This is a genomic window from Sphingomonas qilianensis, assembly GCF_039614825.1.
Classification (GTDB): Bacteria; Pseudomonadota; Alphaproteobacteria; order Sphingomonadales; family Sphingomonadaceae; genus Sphingomonas; species Sphingomonas qilianensis.
This window is the reverse complement of sequence record NZ_JBDIMF010000004.1, coordinates 281,867-298,632: the sequence shown is the minus strand read 5'-3', so window position 1 is coordinate 298,632 and position 16,766 is coordinate 281,867. Positions and strand designations below refer to the sequence as shown.

The window sequence follows — 16,766 nt, the reverse complement described above, 5'->3', positions numbered from 1 at the left end:
GCCTCATATCCTCTCTGCGTCCTCCGCGCCTCTGCGCGAACAGTTTCTTAAAGGGTCAGGCCGGCGCGGCGGCCTCTTTGGGTATCGATTTGAACAGCGCGCGATCGTCCGCCGTCAACGCAAATTTGAAGATCACGTACAGATACGTCGCCGCGATCGCCGGCACCCCCAGCAGCACCTCGAGCCATTCGAGCCGCTTGGGCAGCAAGGTGAACAGCGATCCCACCGCGATCGCCGCCAGCGCGCCCCACAGCATCGGCCAGCGCCACCCGGCAACGCGCGCGCTCAGCAGGTGCGACAGGAAGTTCGATTTGATCACCGAGGTCAGCCCGACCGACAGCAGCAGCGCGATCGCCGGCCCCGCCGCCTGGAAATTGACCGGCCAGCCCCAGCGCCGGATGGCGAAGATCAGCCCGAAGCTCAGGCCGATCTGGAAGCACAGCATCGCCGCGGAGATCAGCAGGTTGCGGATCCGCGCGATATATACCAGCGCGCCCTCCGCCACCGCGCCGGTCGACGCCGCCGCCTCGGCGGTGAGCAGGAAGCCCAGCGCCGCCGTGCCGGCGACGAATTGCGGCCCGACCACGCCCATCACCGCTTCGCCCGGAATCGATCCCATCAGCGCCAGGCCGGTCTGCGCCGCCATGATCCAGAAGCCCACCTGCCGCACCTGATGCGCCACCGCTTCCTTGTCGCCGCGCGCCAGCGCCGCGGTCACCACGGGGCCAAGGATCGGATCGAAGCTGGTCTTCAGTTTCTGCGGGATCGAGGCGACCTGCTGCGCCATGTAGTAAATGCCCACGATCTTGGGCTCGAACATCACGCCGAGGATGAAGCGGTCGACATTGCGCGTGGCCCATTCGATCGCGTCGGCGCCGGCCAGCGGCGCGTTGCGCGCGGCCAGATCGATCAGGATGCTCGGCCGCGGCCGCCAGCCATAGGGCAGTCCGTAGCTGCGTAGAAACGGAATGAGCGACGCGATCAGCGCGGCGACCATCGAAGCGATGTACGAAAGTACCAGCCCGTCGCGCAGCGAATAATAAGAGAACGCCCAGGCGGCGATCGAGATAGTCCATGGCTCGACCACCGCGCGCGCCGTCACCGTCGCTTTCACGTTGTGGCGATAGGCGAGCGCCGCGAGGCTGATGTCGGACCAGGCGGTGGCGAACACGATCAGCGCCAGCCAGCGATCCATGCCGCGGATCGCGCTGTTGGGATACATGATCTCGGGGAGCGCGACGAGCACCGCGCTGGCGATCAGCGAGGCGATCAGCGCCACCGTCATGGCATCCCACACGACGCACACCGCCGGGCGATCGCCCTTGGACAACGCCTGCGCCAGCCCGCGCTTGAGCCCGAGCGTGGCGATTAACGCCGCCAGCTCGACCACCACCACGGCGAGCGCGAAGCGTCCGACCATGTCCGGCCCGTAGATGCGCCCGGCAATGAACAGGAACGGCAACCGCGCGACGAGGCGCATGAGAAAGCCGATGATGTTGGTGCGCCCGCCCTTGGCCAGCGCGTTCAACTCATCCTTACCGTCGGCAATCTGGCGTGCGGTCTGGTTCCCGCCCGCCTGGCTCAATGCGCCGCGCCCCAGCTGAGGCCGGTGCCGATTTCGATGCCCAGCGGTACATCCAGCACCACCGCCGGCTCCGCCGCCATGGCCATCACGCGCTCGATCACCGGCTTGGCCGCCGCGACATCGCCTTCGGGAAGTTCGAACACCAGTTCGTCATGCACCTGCAGCAGCATGCGGACATTGGGCAGTCCGGCTTCGAGCAAGGCCGGCCCCATGCGCACCATCGCGCGCTTGATGATATCGGCGCTGGTGCCCTGGATCGGCGCGTTGATCGCCGCGCGCTCGGCGCCTTGCCGTTCGTGCTGCACCTTCGATTTGATCCGCGGGAAATGCGTCTTGCGCCCGAACAAGGTGGTGGTGAAGCCGGTCTCGCGCACTGTCTCGGTGGTCGCCGCGATATAGTTGCGGATGCCGGGGAAACGCTCGAAATAGCGGTCGATCATCGCCTGCGCCTCGTCCGCCGTCACGTCGAGCCGCCCGGCCAGGCCCCAGCGGCTGATGCCGTAGAGAATGGCGAAGTTGATCGTCTTGGCGCGGCCGCGCGTGTCGCGATTGACCTCGCCGAACAATTCCTGCGCGGTCAGCGAATGGATGTCATCGCCATTGGCGAACGCCGCCTTCAGCGCAGGCACATCGGCCATATGCGCCGCGAGCCGCAACTCGATCTGGCTGTAATCCGCCGCGAGCAGCACATTGCCTGCGTCCGCCACGAACGCATCGCGGATCTGCCGGCCGATCTCGGTGCGGATCGGGATGTTCTGCAGATTGGGGTCGGTCGAGGACAAGCGCCCGGTCTGCGCGCCGGTCAGCGAATAGGAGGTGTGCACGCGCCCCGTCGCCGGATTGATCTGCGCCTGCAACGCATCGGTATAAGTCGATTTCAGCTTGGATAGCTGGCGCCATTCGAGCACCTGCCGGGCAATATCCTTGCCCGGCGAATCCTTATCCGCGGCGATCCGCTCCAGCTCGGTCACGTCGGTGGAATAGACGCCGGACTTGCCCTTGCGCCCGCCCTTGATGCCCATCCGCTCGAACAGCACGTCGCCCAATTGCTTGGGACTGCCGATGGTGAACGCGCCGCCCGCGGCGGCATGGATCTCGACCTCCAGCGCGCCCATCTGATGCGCGAACTCGGTCGAGAGTTGCGAGAGCTTGGCGGCGTCCACCTTGATGCCATGCCGCTCCATCTGCGCGATCACGGGCACCAGGGGGCGATCGACCATCTCGTACACGCGCGTCGCCGATTCCGCCGGTAACCGCGGCTTGAACCGCCGCCACAGCCTGAGCGTCACATCGGCATCTTCCGCCGCGTAGCGCGTCGCCGCTTTCAGATCGACCTCGGCAAAGCTGCGCTGCGTCTTGCCCACGCCGACCACGTCCTTGAACGCGATGCAGCTGTGCGACAGATGCGTCGCGGCCAGCTCGTCCATCCCGTGGCCATGCAGCCCGGCATCGAGATCGAAGCTCATCACGATCGTGTCGTCGAAGGGGAACACGTCCAGCCCCCCCATATTCGCATAGGCGCCCGCCAGCACGATCATGTCGTATTTCAGATTGTGCCCGATCTTGAGCACGCTCGGATCCTCGAACAGCATCTTCAGCTTGGCCAGCGCCACCGCGCGATCCAGCTGCACCGGCACTTCGGCGAACATATCGGTGCCGCCATGCGCCAGCGGGATATAGCACGCCAGATTGGGGTGCAGCGCCATGCTGACCCCGACCAGCTCGGCGCGCGTCGCGTCCACGCCGGTCGTCTCGGTGTCGATCGCCACCCAGCCCTGGTGCCGCGCGATGGTGATCCAGCGATCGAGCGATTCTTCATCGACCACCGTCTCATAGCCGTCATGATCGCAGGGCGGGTCTTCGTCTTCCGCCACGCCGGGCAGCCCGGGCGCCGGCTCGGCCACCGGCGCATCGGCGACGGCGGACAATTTGTTGAGCAGGGTGCGGAAGCCGTGATGCTCCAGGAACGCGCGCAGCGGCGCATCCGGAATGCCCTTCAGCTCGAGCTCGTCGAGCGGCTCGGGCAGCGCCACATCGCAGCGCAGTTCGACCAGTTCGCGGCTCAGGCGCGCCATATCGGCATGCTCGATCAGATTGTCGCGCAGCTTGCCCGGCTTCATCGTCGGCGCGGCGGCGAGCACCGCGGTCAGATCGCCATGTTCGAGGATCAGCTTTGCCGCGGTCTTCGGCCCCACGCCCGGCACGCCCGGCACGTTATCGACGCTGTCGCCCATCAGCGCGAGCACATCGCCCAGCTGCGACGGTGCGATGCCGTGGAACTTCTCCGCGACATGCTCCGGCCCCAGCCGCCGGTTGTTCATTGTATCGTACAGGTCGAGCCCCGGCTCGATCAGCTGCATCAAATCCTTGTCGCTGGAGACGATCGTCACCGACCAGCCCTGCGCCAGCGCCGCCTTGGAATAACAGGCGATGATATCGTCCGCCTCCAGCCCCTCGGTCTCGATGCACGGCAGGCTGAACGCGCGCGTGGCGTCGCGGATCATGGGGAATTGCGGCACCAGATCTTCGGGCGCGGGCGGGCGGTGCGCCTTATACTGGTCGTACAGTTCGTTGCGGAATGTCTGGCTCGATTTGTCGAGGATCACCGCCATATGCGTCGGGCCGTCCGCCGCATGCAGCTCGTCGACCAGCTTCCACAGCATCGTGGTATAGCCATAGACCGCGCCGACCGGTTCGCCATGCTTGTTGGTGAGCGGCGGCAGGCGGTGATAGGCACGGAAGATGTAGCCCGAGCCGTCGACGAGAAAGAGATGAGGCATGCGCGCTGGATAGCAGCGAGTTGGGTCAGGCCCAAGCCTAACCGTACACGCGCTTAGCCGTGATTCAGCACCACCGCCGAAACCACCGCCTGCATCAGGCGCTGGCGCTCGGGGATGCCGCGCGGCGTATCGCCGATCATCACTGCCAGCGCGTAGCTGCGCCCGTCGGGGGCAGTGAGGATGCCGACATCGTTATAGCCCGCGGTGCGCCCGGCGAGATCCTGCCCGGTGCCGGTCTTGTGCCCGAAGCTCCAGCCGGGGGGCACCGCGCCGCGCAGCCGTTGCTTGCCGGTCTTGGAGGATTCCATCGTGCCGATCAGATAGCGTGTCGAATCGGGGGAGAGCAGCTCGCCCTGCTTCAGCTCGGCCAGTGCGCCGGCAATTGCAATCGGTGCCGCGCCGTCGGGCGGATCGCCGACGTAACGCTGGAACGCCGCCACCCGCTCGGCCTTGGGCAGCGCCGCCCGCGCGCTTTCGAACGCGCCGCTCATCGCATATGCGGGTTTCCACGTCAGTCCGGCGGTGCCGCTTTGCAGCACGCGCTCGCCCGGCCCAAAACGGATATCGCCCAGGCTCTTGCGCGTGATGAAGCTGCGTACCGCGCTGGGGCCGCCGACATAGTGCAGCAGTCGATCGTTGCACAAATTGTCGCTCATGGTCAGCGCGCGCTGTAGCAACGCGCCCACCGTTGTATGCCAGCCATCGCCCTGGATCAGCATCGCCGATGGCTGGTGGAACAATGTCAGATCCTCGCGCCGCACCGTCACCGGATCGTCGAGCCGCAACCGGCCCTGATCGCGCAGATCCAGCACGGTCATCGCGACCCATAATTTGCTTACGCTCTGCTGCGGCAAGCGCGTCGCGCCGCCACTTTGCACGATCCAGCCGTCCTCCACGCTTTTTACCGCGATGCCGACCTTGCCATCGAAATTCGCGCCGAGCAGCTCGATATTGGTGGTCAGCGCGCGTGGTGCGGCGGCCGCAGCGGCGGCCTTGGCGGGCACCGGGATAATCAATTGATAGACCGGCTTGGGCACGACGGTGGCAACGCGCTCCTGCTTGCCATGCCCGCACGAGCCGAGGATGACGGCCAAGGTCAGCACCGCGGTCGATTGGCGGAGCGCGCTCTGATCTATCCGCATCCGTGTCACATCTTTGCCCTAATCCCGCCCGCGCAACCGTACTGCGCCAAAGATATTGAAAAATAGCTGATTAACCGCGGTGCGATGAACTGCCGCTGAAATGCGGCGGAGCGAGTCGGTGCTATCCGGCGTTGCGCGGCGCGGTCGCACCCGCTGGTGGAGCGGTGGCGATGCTCGACAGGTCGGTCGTGGCGTCGATCGCCACGCCAGCATCGCGCCGCTCGGAATAACGATCCACCAGCTGCGCGCTATGCGGCCGCAGCAGCACGGTGAAGCGCACCAATTCCTCCATCACGTCGACGATCCGGTCATAATAGCTCGATGCCCGCATGCGGCCGGCCGCGTCGAACTCCTCGAATGCCTTGGCCACGCTCGATTGATTGGGGATCGTCACCATGCGCATCCAGCGGCCCAACACGCGCAGCGTGTTGACGCTGTTGAATGATTGAGAGCCGGCGGAAACCTGCATCACTGCCAGCGTCCGCCCCTGCGTGGGGCGCATCCCGCCCATCGCCAGCGGCAGATGATCGATCTGCAACTTCATGATGCCGGTGATCTGGCCGTGCCGCTCGGGGCTGCACCATACTTGGCCTTCGGACCATAAGGATAACGCCCGCAATTCGTGCACCGCGGGATGATCGTCGCCGGCGACCTGATCGGGCAGGGGCAGCGTCGTGGGATCGAAGATGCGCGTTTCGCAGCCGAACAGACGCAGCAGCCGCGCTGCTTCCTCGACGCACAAGCGCGAATAGGAGCGCTCGCGCAACGATCCGTACAGTAGCAGGATGCGCGGCGGCGGATCGCCCGGCCCCAGGCCCAGCGCGGGACGATCGAGTGCAAAGCGTCGGTCGAGCGCGGGCAGATGATCGGGATCGGCGAGCGTGCGCAGCGGCATCAGGCGGCTTCCAGTGTTTTGACGAAATATGAGGCGCTTGCCGGGCACAGCGCGGTGAATTCGGTCGAGCCGGCAATGGCCGCGGGGGCGCTCGCGCGATCCGCTTCGACATAGCGGCAAGCGCGGAAGAAGGGCGCGGCAGTCGTGGTCAGCAGATGCAACCGCCGCACGCCCAACGTCAGCGCCTCGCGTTCCACCGCGGCGATGATGCGCCGGCCGAGGCCAGCACCGCGCCGGTCGTGCAGCACGACAAGCGAGCGTAGCAGGCGATCCGCGCCATCGCCTTCCAGCCCGGCATAGCCCGCCGCCGCCGCGCCATCATCGAAGCGGTAGAAGATGCGGCCGGGGTGAAGCAGGTCCGCGGTCGGCAGCCCCGCCGCCGCCAGCGCTTGCGCCATGCCGTCGATCGCGGCCGCCTCCAGCGTCGTGGCCACCAAGGCGCTCATGCCGCGCTGATCCGCAGCGCAAGCGCGGCCAGCGTCACCAGCAGCACCGGGATGGTCAGCGTCGCACCCACTTTGAAATAATAGCCCCAGCCGATGCGAATGCCCTTCTGGCCCAGCACATGCAGCCACAGCAACGTTGCCAGCGATCCGATCGGCGTGATCTTGGGGCCAAGGTCGCAACCGATCACATTGGCGTAGATCATCGCCTCCTTGACCGCGCCGGTAGCGTGCGTTGCGTCGATCGACAGCGCCCCCACCAGCACGGTTGGCATGTTGTTCATCACCGAGGAGAGCAAGGCAGCGATGATCCCAGTGCCGAACGCCGCCCCCCATACGCCGCCCTCGGCTGTACGATCGAGCAGGCTCGCAAGATGGTCGGTCAGCCCCGCATTGCGCAGCCCGTAAACCACCAGATACATGCCGAGCGAGAAGATCACGACCTGCCACGGCGCACCGCGCAGCACCTTGCGCGTGTGGATGACATGGCCGCGCGCGGCGATGACCAGCAGCAGCACCGCCCCGGCGGCGGCGACAGCGCTGACGGGCACACCGATCGGTTCGAGCAGGAAGAAGCCGGCGAGCAAAAGTGCAAGCACCACCCAGCCGGCCTTGAACGTGGCAGCGTCGCGGATGGCCTCTGCCGGCGCGCGCAGCTGCGCCAGGTCATAGACCGCCGGGATATCGCGGCGGAAGAACAGCAGCAGCACGGCGAGCGTCGCGGCGATCGAGGCGAGATCGACCGGCACCATCACCGATGCATATTGGGCAAATCCGAGGCGGAAGAAATCGGCCGAGACGATGTTGACGAGGTTGGAGACGATCAGCGGCAGGCTGGCGGTGTCGGCGATGAACCCCGCCGCCATGACGAACGCGAGCGTTGCCCGGTCCTTGTAACCCAGCGCGCGCAGCATCGCGATGACGATCGGCGTCAGGATCAGCGCGGCGCCGTCATTGGCGAACAGCGCCGATACCGCCGCGCCCAGCAGCACGATCAGCACGAACAGCCGCCGGCCATGCCCGCCGCCCCAACGCGCGACGTGCAGCGCGGCCCATTCGAAAAAGCCCGCCTCGTCGAGCAACAGGCTGATGATGATGATCGCCACGAAGGTCGCGGTGGCATTCCACACGATGCCCCACACCACTGGCACGTCAGCCAGCGAGACGACCCCCGCGAGCAGCGCCACCGCCGCCCCGCCCAAAGCGCTCCAGCCGATGCCCAGGCCCTTGGGCTGCCAGATGACAAGCGCGATCGTAACGATGAAAATGGCCAGCGCGAGCAGCATCAGGCGATACGCTGTCCCGTGGCATCGATCACCGGCTCGCCGTCTTCCTTGGCAAATGCGCCACGTTGCGGCGCGGGCAGCAGATCGAGCACTGCCTCCGACGGGCGGCACAATTTCACGCCCAGGGGCGATACCACCAGCGGGCGATTGATCAGGACCGGATGCGCCATCATCGCATCGATCAGCGCGTCGTCAGACAACGCAGGGTCGCCCAGACCGAGTTCGGCATAAGGCGTGCCCTTTTCGCGGAGCAGATCACGCGGCGTGATAGCGGCGCGTGCGATCAGGTCGGCCAGCAACGCGCGCGATGGCGGCGTCTTCAGATACTCGATGACATGCGGCTCGATTCCGGCATTGCGGATCAGCCCGAGCACGTTGCGCGATGTGCCGCAGGCGGGGTTGTGATAGATTACGATATCGACGGCCACGATCAATCCTTCAGCAGCAGGGGGTGAGTTCGGCGAGCAACGGCGCGCACAATTGCGGCGCGCCGGCGCAGCAATCCTTCACGAGGAACAATGTCAGCGCGCGCAATCCATCCAGATCGGCGCGGTAGATGATCGATCGGCTCTGCCGCTCGGCGCGCACGATGCCGGCGCGCGCCAGAATGCCCAGATGCGCCGACATGGTGTTTTGCGGTACGTCGAGCTGGCGCGCGATCTCGCCCGCGGCCATGCCGTCGGGTTCGTGCCGCACCAGCAGGCGGAACACGTCCAGGCGGGTGCCCTGCGCCAGCGCGCCCAATGCCGTGATCGCCGAATCGGTATCCATATATCCAGTATAGCCGATATGATCGACAGCGCTAGATGTCGGGATCCATTAGGGCACCAGCACGGTATCCACCGCCTCGGGCAGTGTCTCGGGATAATCCAGCGTGTAATGCAGGCCCCGGCTCTCATGCCGGTGCAGCGCCGAACGCACGATCAGTTCTGCGGTCTGCAGCAGGTTGCGCAGCTCGATCAGATCCGGCGTGACGCGGAAATGGCCGTAATAATCGTTCACTTCGTCGGTCAGCAGCTTGATGCGGTGCTGCGCGCGCTGCAGCCGCTTGGTGGTGCGGACGATGCCGACATAATTCCACATGAAGCGGCGGATTTCGGTCCAGTTCTGCTTGATCACCACTTCCTCGTCGGAATTCTCGACGCGGCTTTCGTCCCACGCGCGGATCGGCGGTGGCGGGGGCAATTCGTCCCAGCAGGTGGCGATATGCTTGGCCGCTGCTTCACCGAACACGAAGCATTCGAGCAGCGAATTGGAGGCCAGGCGGTTGGCGCCATGCAGCCCGCTTTCGCTGCATTCGCCCGCCGCATACAGGCCGGGCAGATCAGTCCGCCCATCGATGTCGATCACCACGCCGCCACAGGTATAATGCTGCGCCGGCACCACCGGGATCGGCTCCCTGGTCATGTCGATGCCCAGCGTCAGCAGTTTCTCGTAGATCGTCGGGAAATGATGCGTGATGAAGTCGGCGCCCATATGGCTGATGTCGAGATGGACGTAATCGAGCCCCAGCCGCTTGATCTCGTGATCGATCGCGCGCGCCACGATGTCGCGCGGGGCGAGCTCGGCACGCGCGTCGAAATCGGGCATGAAGCGGTATCCGGTTTCGGGGATCAGCAGCCGCCCGCCTTCGCCGCGCACCGCCTCGGTGATCAGGAAATTCTTGACCTCGAGATTGTACAGGCAGGTCGGGTGGAACTGCATCATCTCCATGTTGCTGACGCGCGCGCCGGCGCGCCAGGCCATGGCGATGCCGTCGCCGGTGGCGCCGCGCGGCGCGGTGGAGAACAGATAGGTGCGCCCGGCGCCGCCGGTCGCCAGGATCGTCGCGCGCGCGGTGTATAGCTCGACGCGTCCGCTGGCGCGGTTGACGGCGTATACGCCCCACACATTGCCCGCGCCCGAATAGCGTTCCTCATGCCGGCCGGTGGCAAGATCGATCGCCACCATGTCGGGCACCAGCGTGATGTTGGGATGCGCCACCGCGGCATTCTGCAGCGCTTCCTGCACCGCCCAGCCGGTGGCGTCGTCAACATGCACGATGCGGCGATGCGAATGCCCGCCCTCGCGCGTCAGGTGGCGCACATCGCCCTCCATGTTGAACGGCACGCCCAGTTGCGCCAGCCGCTCGATCGCCGCCGGCGCGCCCTCGACGACGAATTCCACGGTGGCGCGGTCGTTCAGCCCGGCGCCGGCGATCATCGTATCCTCGATATGGCTGTCGAATGTATCGCCCGGCTCCAGCACCGCCGCGATCCCGCCCTGCGCCCAGGCGGTCGAGCCTTCGTTGAGCTGCCCCTTGGCCAGCACGGTGACCTTGAAGCGATCGGCCAGGTTGAGCGCCGCGGTCAGCCCGGCCGCGCCCGAGCCGATGATGAGCACGTCGCTCCGATGTTCGCCGTCGCTCACGTCAGTCTCCTTAAGTCCGGCGCGTCTTAAAGGCGTTCGCGCCGCGCGTGACAAGGCGGCATGCATCCGTCGCGCTCGATCGGATGCCGCACACGCTTTGACGGGCGGCAGTGGAACGACAGGGTCGCTCGCGCTTTGCGCCTGTGTGACCAAGATGACCAAGCATGCCCGCCCCGCCACCCACCCCGCCACCCACCCCGCCACCCGCCCCGCTACCCGCGCCGCCAAGCTTCACCAGCAGGCGCTCAATTGCCTGACCATCGCGATGAAGGAAGAGGCGCATAGCGCCGAATTGATCGACGAAGCGCTGAAACTGGCGAAACGATCGCGCGAATTGAGCGAGGTGGAATGACATGTTTTCACCCGTCATCCCGGTGACGTGATGCTAGGCGTTGGCCGAGCGCGTGAGATTGAGGAAAACGTCCTCCAGATCCGCCTCGCGCGTCGATACATCGACGATGCCGTATCCCTCTGCCTGCACCGCGCCGAGCACGTCGCCGGCATTCACCTTGTCCTTGGCATAGGTGATCGCCAGCGTGCGGCTGCCCTTCAGCTCGATCTTCTGGAAACAGGCATTGTCCGGCGCCACCATTACATCGCGGTCCACCGTCACCTCGACCAGTTTTTCCGTCGCCATGCCGACCAGCTCGCGCGTGGGCTTGTTGGCGATCAGCGTGCCCTGATTGATGATGGCGATGCGGTCGCACAATTGCTCGGCTTCCTCCAGGTAATGCGTCGTCAGCACCACCGTTACGCCCTGTGCGTTGAGGCTCTTCACATAGGCCCATAGCTGCTGGCGCAACTCGATGTCGACGCCCGCGGTTGGCTCGTCGAGCACCAGCACCGGGGGCGTATGGACCATCGCCTTGGCCACCATCAGCCGCCGCTTCATGCCGCCGGAAAGCGTGCGGGCATAGGCATTGGCCTTGTCCTCGAGATGCACCGCACGGAGCAATTCCATCGAGCGGCGCTTGGCCTTGGGCACGCCGTACAGCCCGGCCTGGATCTCCAGCGTCTCGAGCGGCGAGAAGAACGGATCGAACAGGATTTCCTGGTTGACGATGCCGATCGACGCCTTGGCGTTGCGCGGATGCGCGTCGATGTCGAAGCCCCAGATCGTCGCGCTGCCGCCGGTCTTGTTGACGAGGCCGGCCAGGATATTGATCAGCGTGGATTTGCCCGCGCCATTGGGGCCCAGCAGCCCGAAGATCTGGCCGCGCGGCACGTCGAACGACACATTATCCAGCGCGCGCTTGCCGCCCGCATAGGTTTTGCACAGATTGGCGATGCTGATGGCGGCTTCGGTCATGGTTGGTGCGATAGGCCCCCACCCCAACGACCTCAAGCCCTCTCCCTTGGGGAGACGGGAGAGGTAATTGTGCCGCGCGCCATCAACTGCTATCTGCAGTCCATGATCGCCCCACCCGAAACGCTCCGCGTCAGCCACAAGCGCAACACCTGCGATGGCGCCACCGACATTGCCGGCGGTGCGGCGCTCGGCCATCCGCGCGTGTTTCTCGAGATTGACGAGCATGGCTATGTCGATTGCGGCTATTGCGATCGGCGCTTCGTGCTGATCGGCGGCCCGGCGGACGGCGTCGATCAATCCACGCTGCGCGACATCCCGTCTGGCGCAAGCGTCTAACGCACCTATATTGTGGGGCATGACCAGTCCGACAGACCCCCGCGCGTTCCTGTATCACGACGGCCAGCTCGATCCGGCTGAGGCGCAGCGCCTCTCCGCGCAGGTCCTGAGCAAGGCCGATGACGGCGAACTTTATCTGCAATATCGCAAGTCGGAAGCGTTCGGCTTTGATGATGGCCGGCTGAAGACCGCCAGCTATGATACGCAGTCGGGCTTCGGGCTGCGCGCGGTGTCGGGCGAAACCACCGCCTTTGCCCATGCCAACGAGCTGAGCGGTGCGGCGATCCTGCGCGCCGGCGAGACGATGGCGCTGATCGATCCGTCCACCGCGGCCAAGGCGCCGCCGCCGCAGGGCACCAACCGCCATCTCTATACCGATGCCGATCCGCTCGATCTGGTGCCGTTCGCCGACAAGGTGAATCTGTGCCAGACGATCGATGCCGCCGCGCGGGCGCGCGATCCGCGCGTAGCGCAGGTCTCGGTTGCGCTGATGGGCTCGTGGTCGGTGGTCGAGATCGTCCGTGCCGACGGCTTCGTCGCCACTGATATCCGGCCCTTGGTGCGCCTCAACGTGTCGATCGTGGTCGAACAGAACGGGCGGCGCGAGACGGGCACGTTCGGGCTTGGCGGGCGCTATCTCTATGACGATCTGATGCAGCCGGCGACGTGGAACCGCGCGATCGATGAGGCGCTGGCGCAGGCCGTGGTCAATCTCGATTCGGTTGCTGCGCCGGCGGGCGAAATGACCGTGCTGCTCGGGCCGGGCTGGCCCGGCATCCTGCTGCACGAAGCGATCGGCCACGGCCTCGAAGGCGATTTCAATCGCAAGGGCACCAGTGCCTTTTCCGGCCGCATCGGCGAGCGCGTCGCCGCGCCCGGCGTCACCGTGATCGATGACGGCTCGATCGCCGATCGTCGCGGGTCACTCAGCATCGATGACGAAGGCACGCCAACGCAGGAGAATATCCTGATCGAGGACGGCATCCTCAAAGGCTATATTCAGGATCGCCTCAACGCGCGGCTGATGGGCGTCGCGCCGACCGGCAATGGTCGCCGCGAATCGTTCCAGCATGCACCGATGCCGCGCATGACCAACACCTTCATGCGCGCCGGCAACGACGATCCCGCCGAACTGCTCAGCCGCGTCAAGAACGGCATCTTCGCCAAGAGCTTCGGCGGCGGGCAGGTCGATATTGTCTCGGGCAAGTTCGTGTTCAGCTGCACCGAGGCGTACAAGATCGAGAATGGCCGCCTGGGCGCGCCGATCAAGGGCGCCACGCTGATCGGCGATGGCCCCAGCGCGCTTACCAAGGTGATCGGCATCGGCAATGATTTCGCGCTCGATGAAGGTGTCGGCATGTGCGGCAAGGGCGGGCAGAGCGTTCCCGCCGGCGTCGGCCAGCCGAGCGTGTTGATGAGCGGGCTGACGGTTGGCGGCACGGCAGTCTGATCCATCGTCACCCCAGCGCAAGCTGGGGTGACGATGGGGCGGGCGCGACGCGTACCGATAATGATGCCCGCCTGCGCCGGCAGGCGATCGGGCTGAGAACAGGAACTCCGCTTGGCGCTTGTCGAACTCGGCCGCTTCAATCGCAATGAAGCGCATATCCTGATCGGGCGTCTGGAGTCCGATGGTATCCCCGCCGTCGCGTTAGATGGCGAAGCGAGCATCGGCGATGGCAGTTATCTGTTCATCGCCGTGCGCGTGATGGTCGATGACGACGATCTCGCTGCAGCACAACGCATTGTCGCCGACGCTGCTTAATTTGCAGGCAATCGTTCGCATCTGCACAATTTTCTGACCGGGAATTGATCGCCCGGCAATCGATTTCGCACGCTCCCGCCCCGCGAGCATTCTGGCACGGCTTTTGCTGAGTATGCTCCCGGGACAATAAGGGGGGCTTGAGTGAAACTCGTCATTGCCATCATCAAGCCGTTCAAGCTGGACGAAGTGCGCGAGGCGCTCACCGAGATCGGCGTGGCGGGGATGACCGTTACCGAGGTCAAGGGTTTCGGTCGCCAGAAGGGCCAGACCGAAATCTATCGCGGCGCCGAATACAGCACCAACATGGTGCCCAAGATCAAGCTCGAGATCGTCTGCGATACGGCGCTTGCCCCCCGCGTGGTCGAGACGATCCAGGTTTCGGCCAATACTGGCGCGATCGGCGACGGCAAGATCTTCGTCCTCGATGTCGGCCAGGCGGTGCGCATCCGCACCGGCGAAACCGATCAGACCGCGCTGTGAGGGCCGCGACCATGAAGGGGGAAAAGATGACATCGACGAAACTGGCGGGCGCGGCGGGCGCCGGGGCTGCGCTGTTCGCGGCATTGCCGGCCTGGGCGCAAAACGCCGTGGAGGCAGCGCCTGCCGCTGCTGCGGCCACCACGGCGGCGGCCGCGCCGTTCGTGCCCACCGCGGCGATGGTTGATAAGGGTGATGTCAGCTGGATGCTGATCTCGTCCGCGCTGGTGCTGATGATGTCGGTGCCCGGCCTCGCGCTCTTCTATGGCGGCCTGGTGCGCACCAAGAATATGCTGTCGGTGCTGATGCAGGTGTTGACGATCGTCTGCGTCGCCTCGCTCGTATGGGTGTGCTGGGGCTATTCGATGGCCTTCACCAATGGCGGCGATCTCAATTCCTATGTCGGCGGCTTCTCCAAGGTGTTCCTGCAGGGCGTGACGACCTCGACCTTCGCGGCGACCTTCACCAACGGCGTGTATCTCCCCGAATATGTCTTCGTGATCTTCCAGATGACCTTCGCCTGCATCACGCCGGCGCTGATCGTCGGGGCGTTCGCCGAGCGCATCAAGTTCACGCCCTTGATCATCTTCGTCGTCGCCTGGCTGACGATCGTCTATTTCCCCATGGCGCACATGGTCTGGTATTGGGCGGGCCCGGATTTCCTCGCCGCCAACACCGCCGATGCCGGCCTGCTCTGGGGCTGGGGCGCGCTCGATTTCGCTGGCGGCACCGTGGTGCATATCAATGCCGGGATCGCCGGGCTGGTCGGTGCGCTGATCGTCGGCAAGCGGCTGGGCTACAAGGTCGAGCCGATGCCGCCGCACTCGCTGACCATGACGATGATCGGCGCCAGCCTGCTGTGGGTCGGCTGGTTCGGGTTCAACGCCGGATCCAATCTGGAATCGAACGCGGTCACCGCGCTCGCCTTCATCAACACCTTTGTCGCCACCGCGGCGGCGGGCATCACCTGGGCGGTGATCGAGCAGATCGTGCACAAGAAGCCGTCGCTGCTGGGCGCCGCCTCGGGCGTGGTGGCCGGGCTGGTCGCGATCACGCCGGCGGCGGGTTATGCCGCGCCGATGACCTCGATCGTGCTCGGCGCGGTCGCCTCGCTGGTCTGCTTCTTCTTCGTCACCACGGTGAAGAACAAGCTCGGCTATGACGACTCGCTCGATGTGTTCGGCGTGCACTGTGTCGGCGGCATCGTCGGTGCGCTGGGCACGGCGATCGTCGCCTCGCCGGCGCTCGGCGGGCAGGGCTATTTCGATTACACCGTGATGCCCGCCGCGTTCCACCCCGAAGCCTACGATATCGGCGCGCAGCTGATCACCCAGGCCAAGGCGGTCGGCGTCACCCTGCTGTGGTCGGGCGGCGTGTCGGCGGTGCTGTTCACCATCCTCAAGGCGACGGTCGGGCTTCGCCCCAGCGCCGAAGTCGAGAGCGAAGGCCTCGACATCAACGAACATGGCGAGCGCGCCTACAATTATTGACGAGATTGGCGCGCCGGCGGCAAGCGCCGGCGCCCCACACGATGTTCCTCCTGCGGACGACCTCAGGCCGGTGCGGCAACGCACCGGCCCTTTTTTGATGTCGGCATAGCGGCGCTTGCCGAGATTGGATCGCGGTCCACGATAATCGCTTCCCCGGCCGGGCGGGGGAAAGCGCCAGGTCAGGTGGCGCTGTCGCGCTCAGCTATGGCCTTTTCCGCGCGCCGCTTCTGCCAGTCGCGCAGCCCCAGCGTCGCGCCGAGGATGAACCCGCCCGGCGCCAGCACGATCACCGCGGCGAGCCCCGCTTTGCGCCACTTCGTGTCCACGCCGCCTAGCGGCCGGACGCCAGGGCATCCAGCAGCGGCCGGATCCCGGTCAGATCGTATCCCGCCGCCGCCGCCTTCGCCATCAGCGTATCGGGATGCCCGCCGCTTTTCGCCGCGGCCAGCGCCCACAGATTGCAGCTGCGCGTGCCCGAGCGGCAATAGGCCAGCACCGGCCCGGGTGATGCCGCCATCGCTGCCGCCATCGCGTCGATCTGCGGATGCGAAAAACCCGCCTGCGTCACCGGCACCTCGGTATAGACGAGCCCGGCCGCTTGCGCCGCGGCGCGCACCGCTGCGCCCGCCGGCTGCCCGGCATCCTCGTCATCCGGCCGGTTGTTGATGATCGCGGTGAAGCCAGCGGCGGCGATCTCCTCCACGTCCTCCGGCGCTATTTGCGGCGCGACCGAGATATGGTCGTCGATCTTGCGGATGGTGGCCATGACATGTTCTCGCTGCGCTGCTCGTAAACGACCATTTCTCCTAGAACCGGTTCCCGACTTCGTCACCCCGGACTTCTTCCGGG

Annotated in this window: 18 protein-coding genes; 6 read left to right on the top strand and 12 right to left on the bottom strand. The window is 65.7% G+C overall.

The features are described from left to right. Positions 1–55: 55 nt before the first annotated feature. The 9 genes from ABC969_RS11545 to nadB all read right to left on the bottom strand — a co-directional run bounded on the left by ABC969_RS11545 (position 56) and on the right by nadB (position 10,540). Complete coding sequence (locus ABC969_RS11545) at positions 56–1,480, bottom strand: lipopolysaccharide biosynthesis protein (RefSeq protein WP_380808942.1); 1,425 nt, start codon at positions 1,478–1,480, stop codon at positions 56–58. Between the two features lie 101 nt (positions 1,481–1,581). Next, on the bottom strand, positions 1,582–4,365 hold the full coding sequence (gene polA / locus ABC969_RS11540; RefSeq protein WP_345865099.1) for a DNA polymerase I: 2,784 nt from the start codon (positions 4,363–4,365) through the stop codon (positions 1,582–1,584). A gap of 53 nt (positions 4,366–4,418) precedes the next feature. After that, entirely contained in the window at positions 4,419–5,507 is a 1,089-nt protein-coding gene (locus tag ABC969_RS11535) for a serine hydrolase (protein WP_345865097.1), read from the bottom strand. A 121-nt stretch (positions 5,508–5,628) separates the two neighbouring features. Beyond that, positions 5,629–6,402, bottom strand: a complete 774-nt coding sequence (arsH, locus tag ABC969_RS11530; RefSeq protein ID WP_345865096.1) for an arsenical resistance protein ArsH — start codon at positions 6,400–6,402, stop codon at positions 5,629–5,631. Further along, positions 6,402–6,848, bottom strand: coding sequence for an arsenic resistance N-acetyltransferase ArsN2 (gene arsN2, locus ABC969_RS11525; protein WP_345865095.1), 447 nt, complete (start codon positions 6,846–6,848; stop codon positions 6,402–6,404). The genes arsH and arsN2 overlap by 1 nt, the downstream gene beginning before the upstream one ends. Beyond that, entirely contained in the window at positions 6,845–8,131 is a 1,287-nt protein-coding gene (locus ABC969_RS11520) for an arsenic transporter (RefSeq protein ID WP_345865094.1), read from the bottom strand. The genes arsN2 and ABC969_RS11520 overlap by 4 nt, the downstream gene beginning before the upstream one ends. Continuing rightward, on the bottom strand, positions 8,131–8,559 hold the full coding sequence (arsC, locus tag ABC969_RS11515; RefSeq protein ID WP_345865093.1) for an arsenate reductase (glutaredoxin): 429 nt from the start codon (positions 8,557–8,559) through the stop codon (positions 8,131–8,133). The genes ABC969_RS11520 and arsC overlap by 1 nt, the downstream gene beginning before the upstream one ends. A gap of 10 nt (positions 8,560–8,569) precedes the next feature. Beyond that, positions 8,570–8,902, bottom strand: coding sequence for an ArsR/SmtB family transcription factor (locus tag ABC969_RS11510; protein WP_345865092.1), 333 nt, complete (start codon positions 8,900–8,902; stop codon positions 8,570–8,572). A gap of 48 nt (positions 8,903–8,950) precedes the next feature. Then, the gene (gene nadB, locus ABC969_RS11505) at positions 8,951–10,540 is read right to left on the bottom strand and encodes an L-aspartate oxidase (protein ID WP_345865091.1); all 1,590 of its coding nucleotides are present in this window, start codon (positions 10,538–10,540) and stop codon (positions 8,951–8,953) included. A gap of 154 nt (positions 10,541–10,694) precedes the next feature. Between nadB and ABC969_RS11500 the strand changes: the two genes are divergently transcribed. Then, the gene (locus ABC969_RS11500) at positions 10,695–10,892 is read left to right on the top strand and encodes a hypothetical protein (protein WP_345865090.1); all 198 of its coding nucleotides are present in this window, start codon (positions 10,695–10,697) and stop codon (positions 10,890–10,892) included. A 33-nt stretch (positions 10,893–10,925) separates the two neighbouring features. Here the strand turns inward: ABC969_RS11500 and ABC969_RS11495 are convergent, their stop codons facing one another. Continuing rightward, positions 10,926–11,849, bottom strand: coding sequence for an ABC transporter ATP-binding protein (locus ABC969_RS11495; protein WP_345865089.1), 924 nt, complete (start codon positions 11,847–11,849; stop codon positions 10,926–10,928). Between the two features lie 102 nt (positions 11,850–11,951). On the opposite strand from ABC969_RS11495, the gene ABC969_RS11490 reads away from it, so the two are divergent. The 5 genes from ABC969_RS11490 (at position 11,952) to ABC969_RS11470 (ending at position 15,917) form a co-directional block, all read left to right on the top strand. Next, positions 11,952–12,185 carry a zinc-finger domain-containing protein gene (locus ABC969_RS11490; RefSeq protein WP_345865088.1) on the top strand — a complete coding sequence of 78 codons (234 nt, stop codon included), beginning with the start codon at positions 11,952–11,954 and terminating at the stop codon, positions 12,183–12,185. 19 nt (positions 12,186–12,204) lie between these two features. Beyond that, positions 12,205–13,635 carry a metalloprotease TldD gene (gene tldD, locus ABC969_RS11485; protein WP_345865087.1) on the top strand — a complete coding sequence of 477 codons (1,431 nt, stop codon included), beginning with the start codon at positions 12,205–12,207 and terminating at the stop codon, positions 13,633–13,635. 111 nt (positions 13,636–13,746) lie between these two features. Then, a complete protein-coding gene (locus tag ABC969_RS11480) occupies positions 13,747–13,950 on the top strand; it encodes a putative signal transducing protein (protein WP_345865085.1) in 204 nt (67 codons plus the stop codon). A 141-nt stretch (positions 13,951–14,091) separates the two neighbouring features. Then, positions 14,092–14,430, top strand: a complete 339-nt coding sequence (locus tag ABC969_RS11475; protein WP_345865083.1) for a P-II family nitrogen regulator — start codon at positions 14,092–14,094, stop codon at positions 14,428–14,430. A gap of 26 nt (positions 14,431–14,456) precedes the next feature. Then, positions 14,457–15,917: an ammonium transporter gene (locus ABC969_RS11470; RefSeq protein ID WP_345865081.1), complete on the top strand. Its 1,461-nt coding sequence runs from the start codon at positions 14,457–14,459 to the stop codon at positions 15,915–15,917. A 179-nt stretch (positions 15,918–16,096) separates the two neighbouring features. Here the strand turns inward: ABC969_RS11470 and ABC969_RS11465 are convergent, their stop codons facing one another. After that, positions 16,097–16,243, bottom strand: coding sequence for a hypothetical protein (locus ABC969_RS11465; RefSeq protein WP_345865080.1), 147 nt, complete (start codon positions 16,241–16,243; stop codon positions 16,097–16,099). Between the two features lie 5 nt (positions 16,244–16,248). Continuing rightward, a complete protein-coding gene (locus ABC969_RS11460) occupies positions 16,249–16,683 on the bottom strand; it encodes a protein tyrosine phosphatase family protein (protein WP_345865078.1) in 435 nt (144 codons plus the stop codon). Positions 16,684–16,766: the final 83 nt, after the last annotated feature.

Bases quoted from the DNA above. Each gene is read 5' to 3' on its own strand.
- arsN2 (WP_345865095.1), bottom strand. From the start codon at position 6,848: ATGAGCGCCTTGGTGGCCACGACGCTGGAGGCGGCCGCGATCGACGGC.
- ABC969_RS11460 (WP_345865078.1), bottom strand. From the start codon at position 16,683: ATGGCCACCATCCGCAAGATCGACGACCATATCTCGGTCGCGCCGCAA.
- ABC969_RS11495 (WP_345865089.1), bottom strand. From the start codon at position 11,849: ATGACCGAAGCCGCCATCAGCATCGCCAATCTGTGCAAAACCTATGCG.
- ABC969_RS11520 (WP_345865094.1), bottom strand. From the start codon at position 8,131: ATGCTGCTCGCGCTGGCCATTTTCATCGTTACGATCGCGCTTGTCATC.
- tldD (WP_345865087.1), top strand. From the start codon at position 12,205: ATGACCAGTCCGACAGACCCCCGCGCGTTCCTGTATCACGACGGCCAG.
- ABC969_RS11535 (WP_345865097.1), bottom strand. From the start codon at position 5,507: ATGCGGATAGATCAGAGCGCGCTCCGCCAATCGACCGCGGTGCTGACC.
- polA (WP_345865099.1), bottom strand. From the start codon at position 4,365: ATGCCTCATCTCTTTCTCGTCGACGGCTCGGGCTACATCTTCCGTGCC.
- ABC969_RS11500 (WP_345865090.1), top strand. From the start codon at position 10,695: ATGACCAAGCATGCCCGCCCCGCCACCCACCCCGCCACCCACCCCGCC.
- ABC969_RS11545 (WP_380808942.1), bottom strand. From the start codon at position 1,480: ATGCGCCTCGTCGCGCGGTTGCCGTTCCTGTTCATTGCCGGGCGCATC.
- ABC969_RS11470 (WP_345865081.1), top strand. From the start codon at position 14,457: ATGACATCGACGAAACTGGCGGGCGCGGCGGGCGCCGGGGCTGCGCTG.
- ABC969_RS11490 (WP_345865088.1), top strand. From the start codon at position 11,952: ATGATCGCCCCACCCGAAACGCTCCGCGTCAGCCACAAGCGCAACACC.
- arsH (WP_345865096.1), bottom strand. From the start codon at position 6,402: ATGCCGCTGCGCACGCTCGCCGATCCCGATCATCTGCCCGCGCTCGAC.
- ABC969_RS11510 (WP_345865092.1), bottom strand. From the start codon at position 8,902: ATGGATACCGATTCGGCGATCACGGCATTGGGCGCGCTGGCGCAGGGC.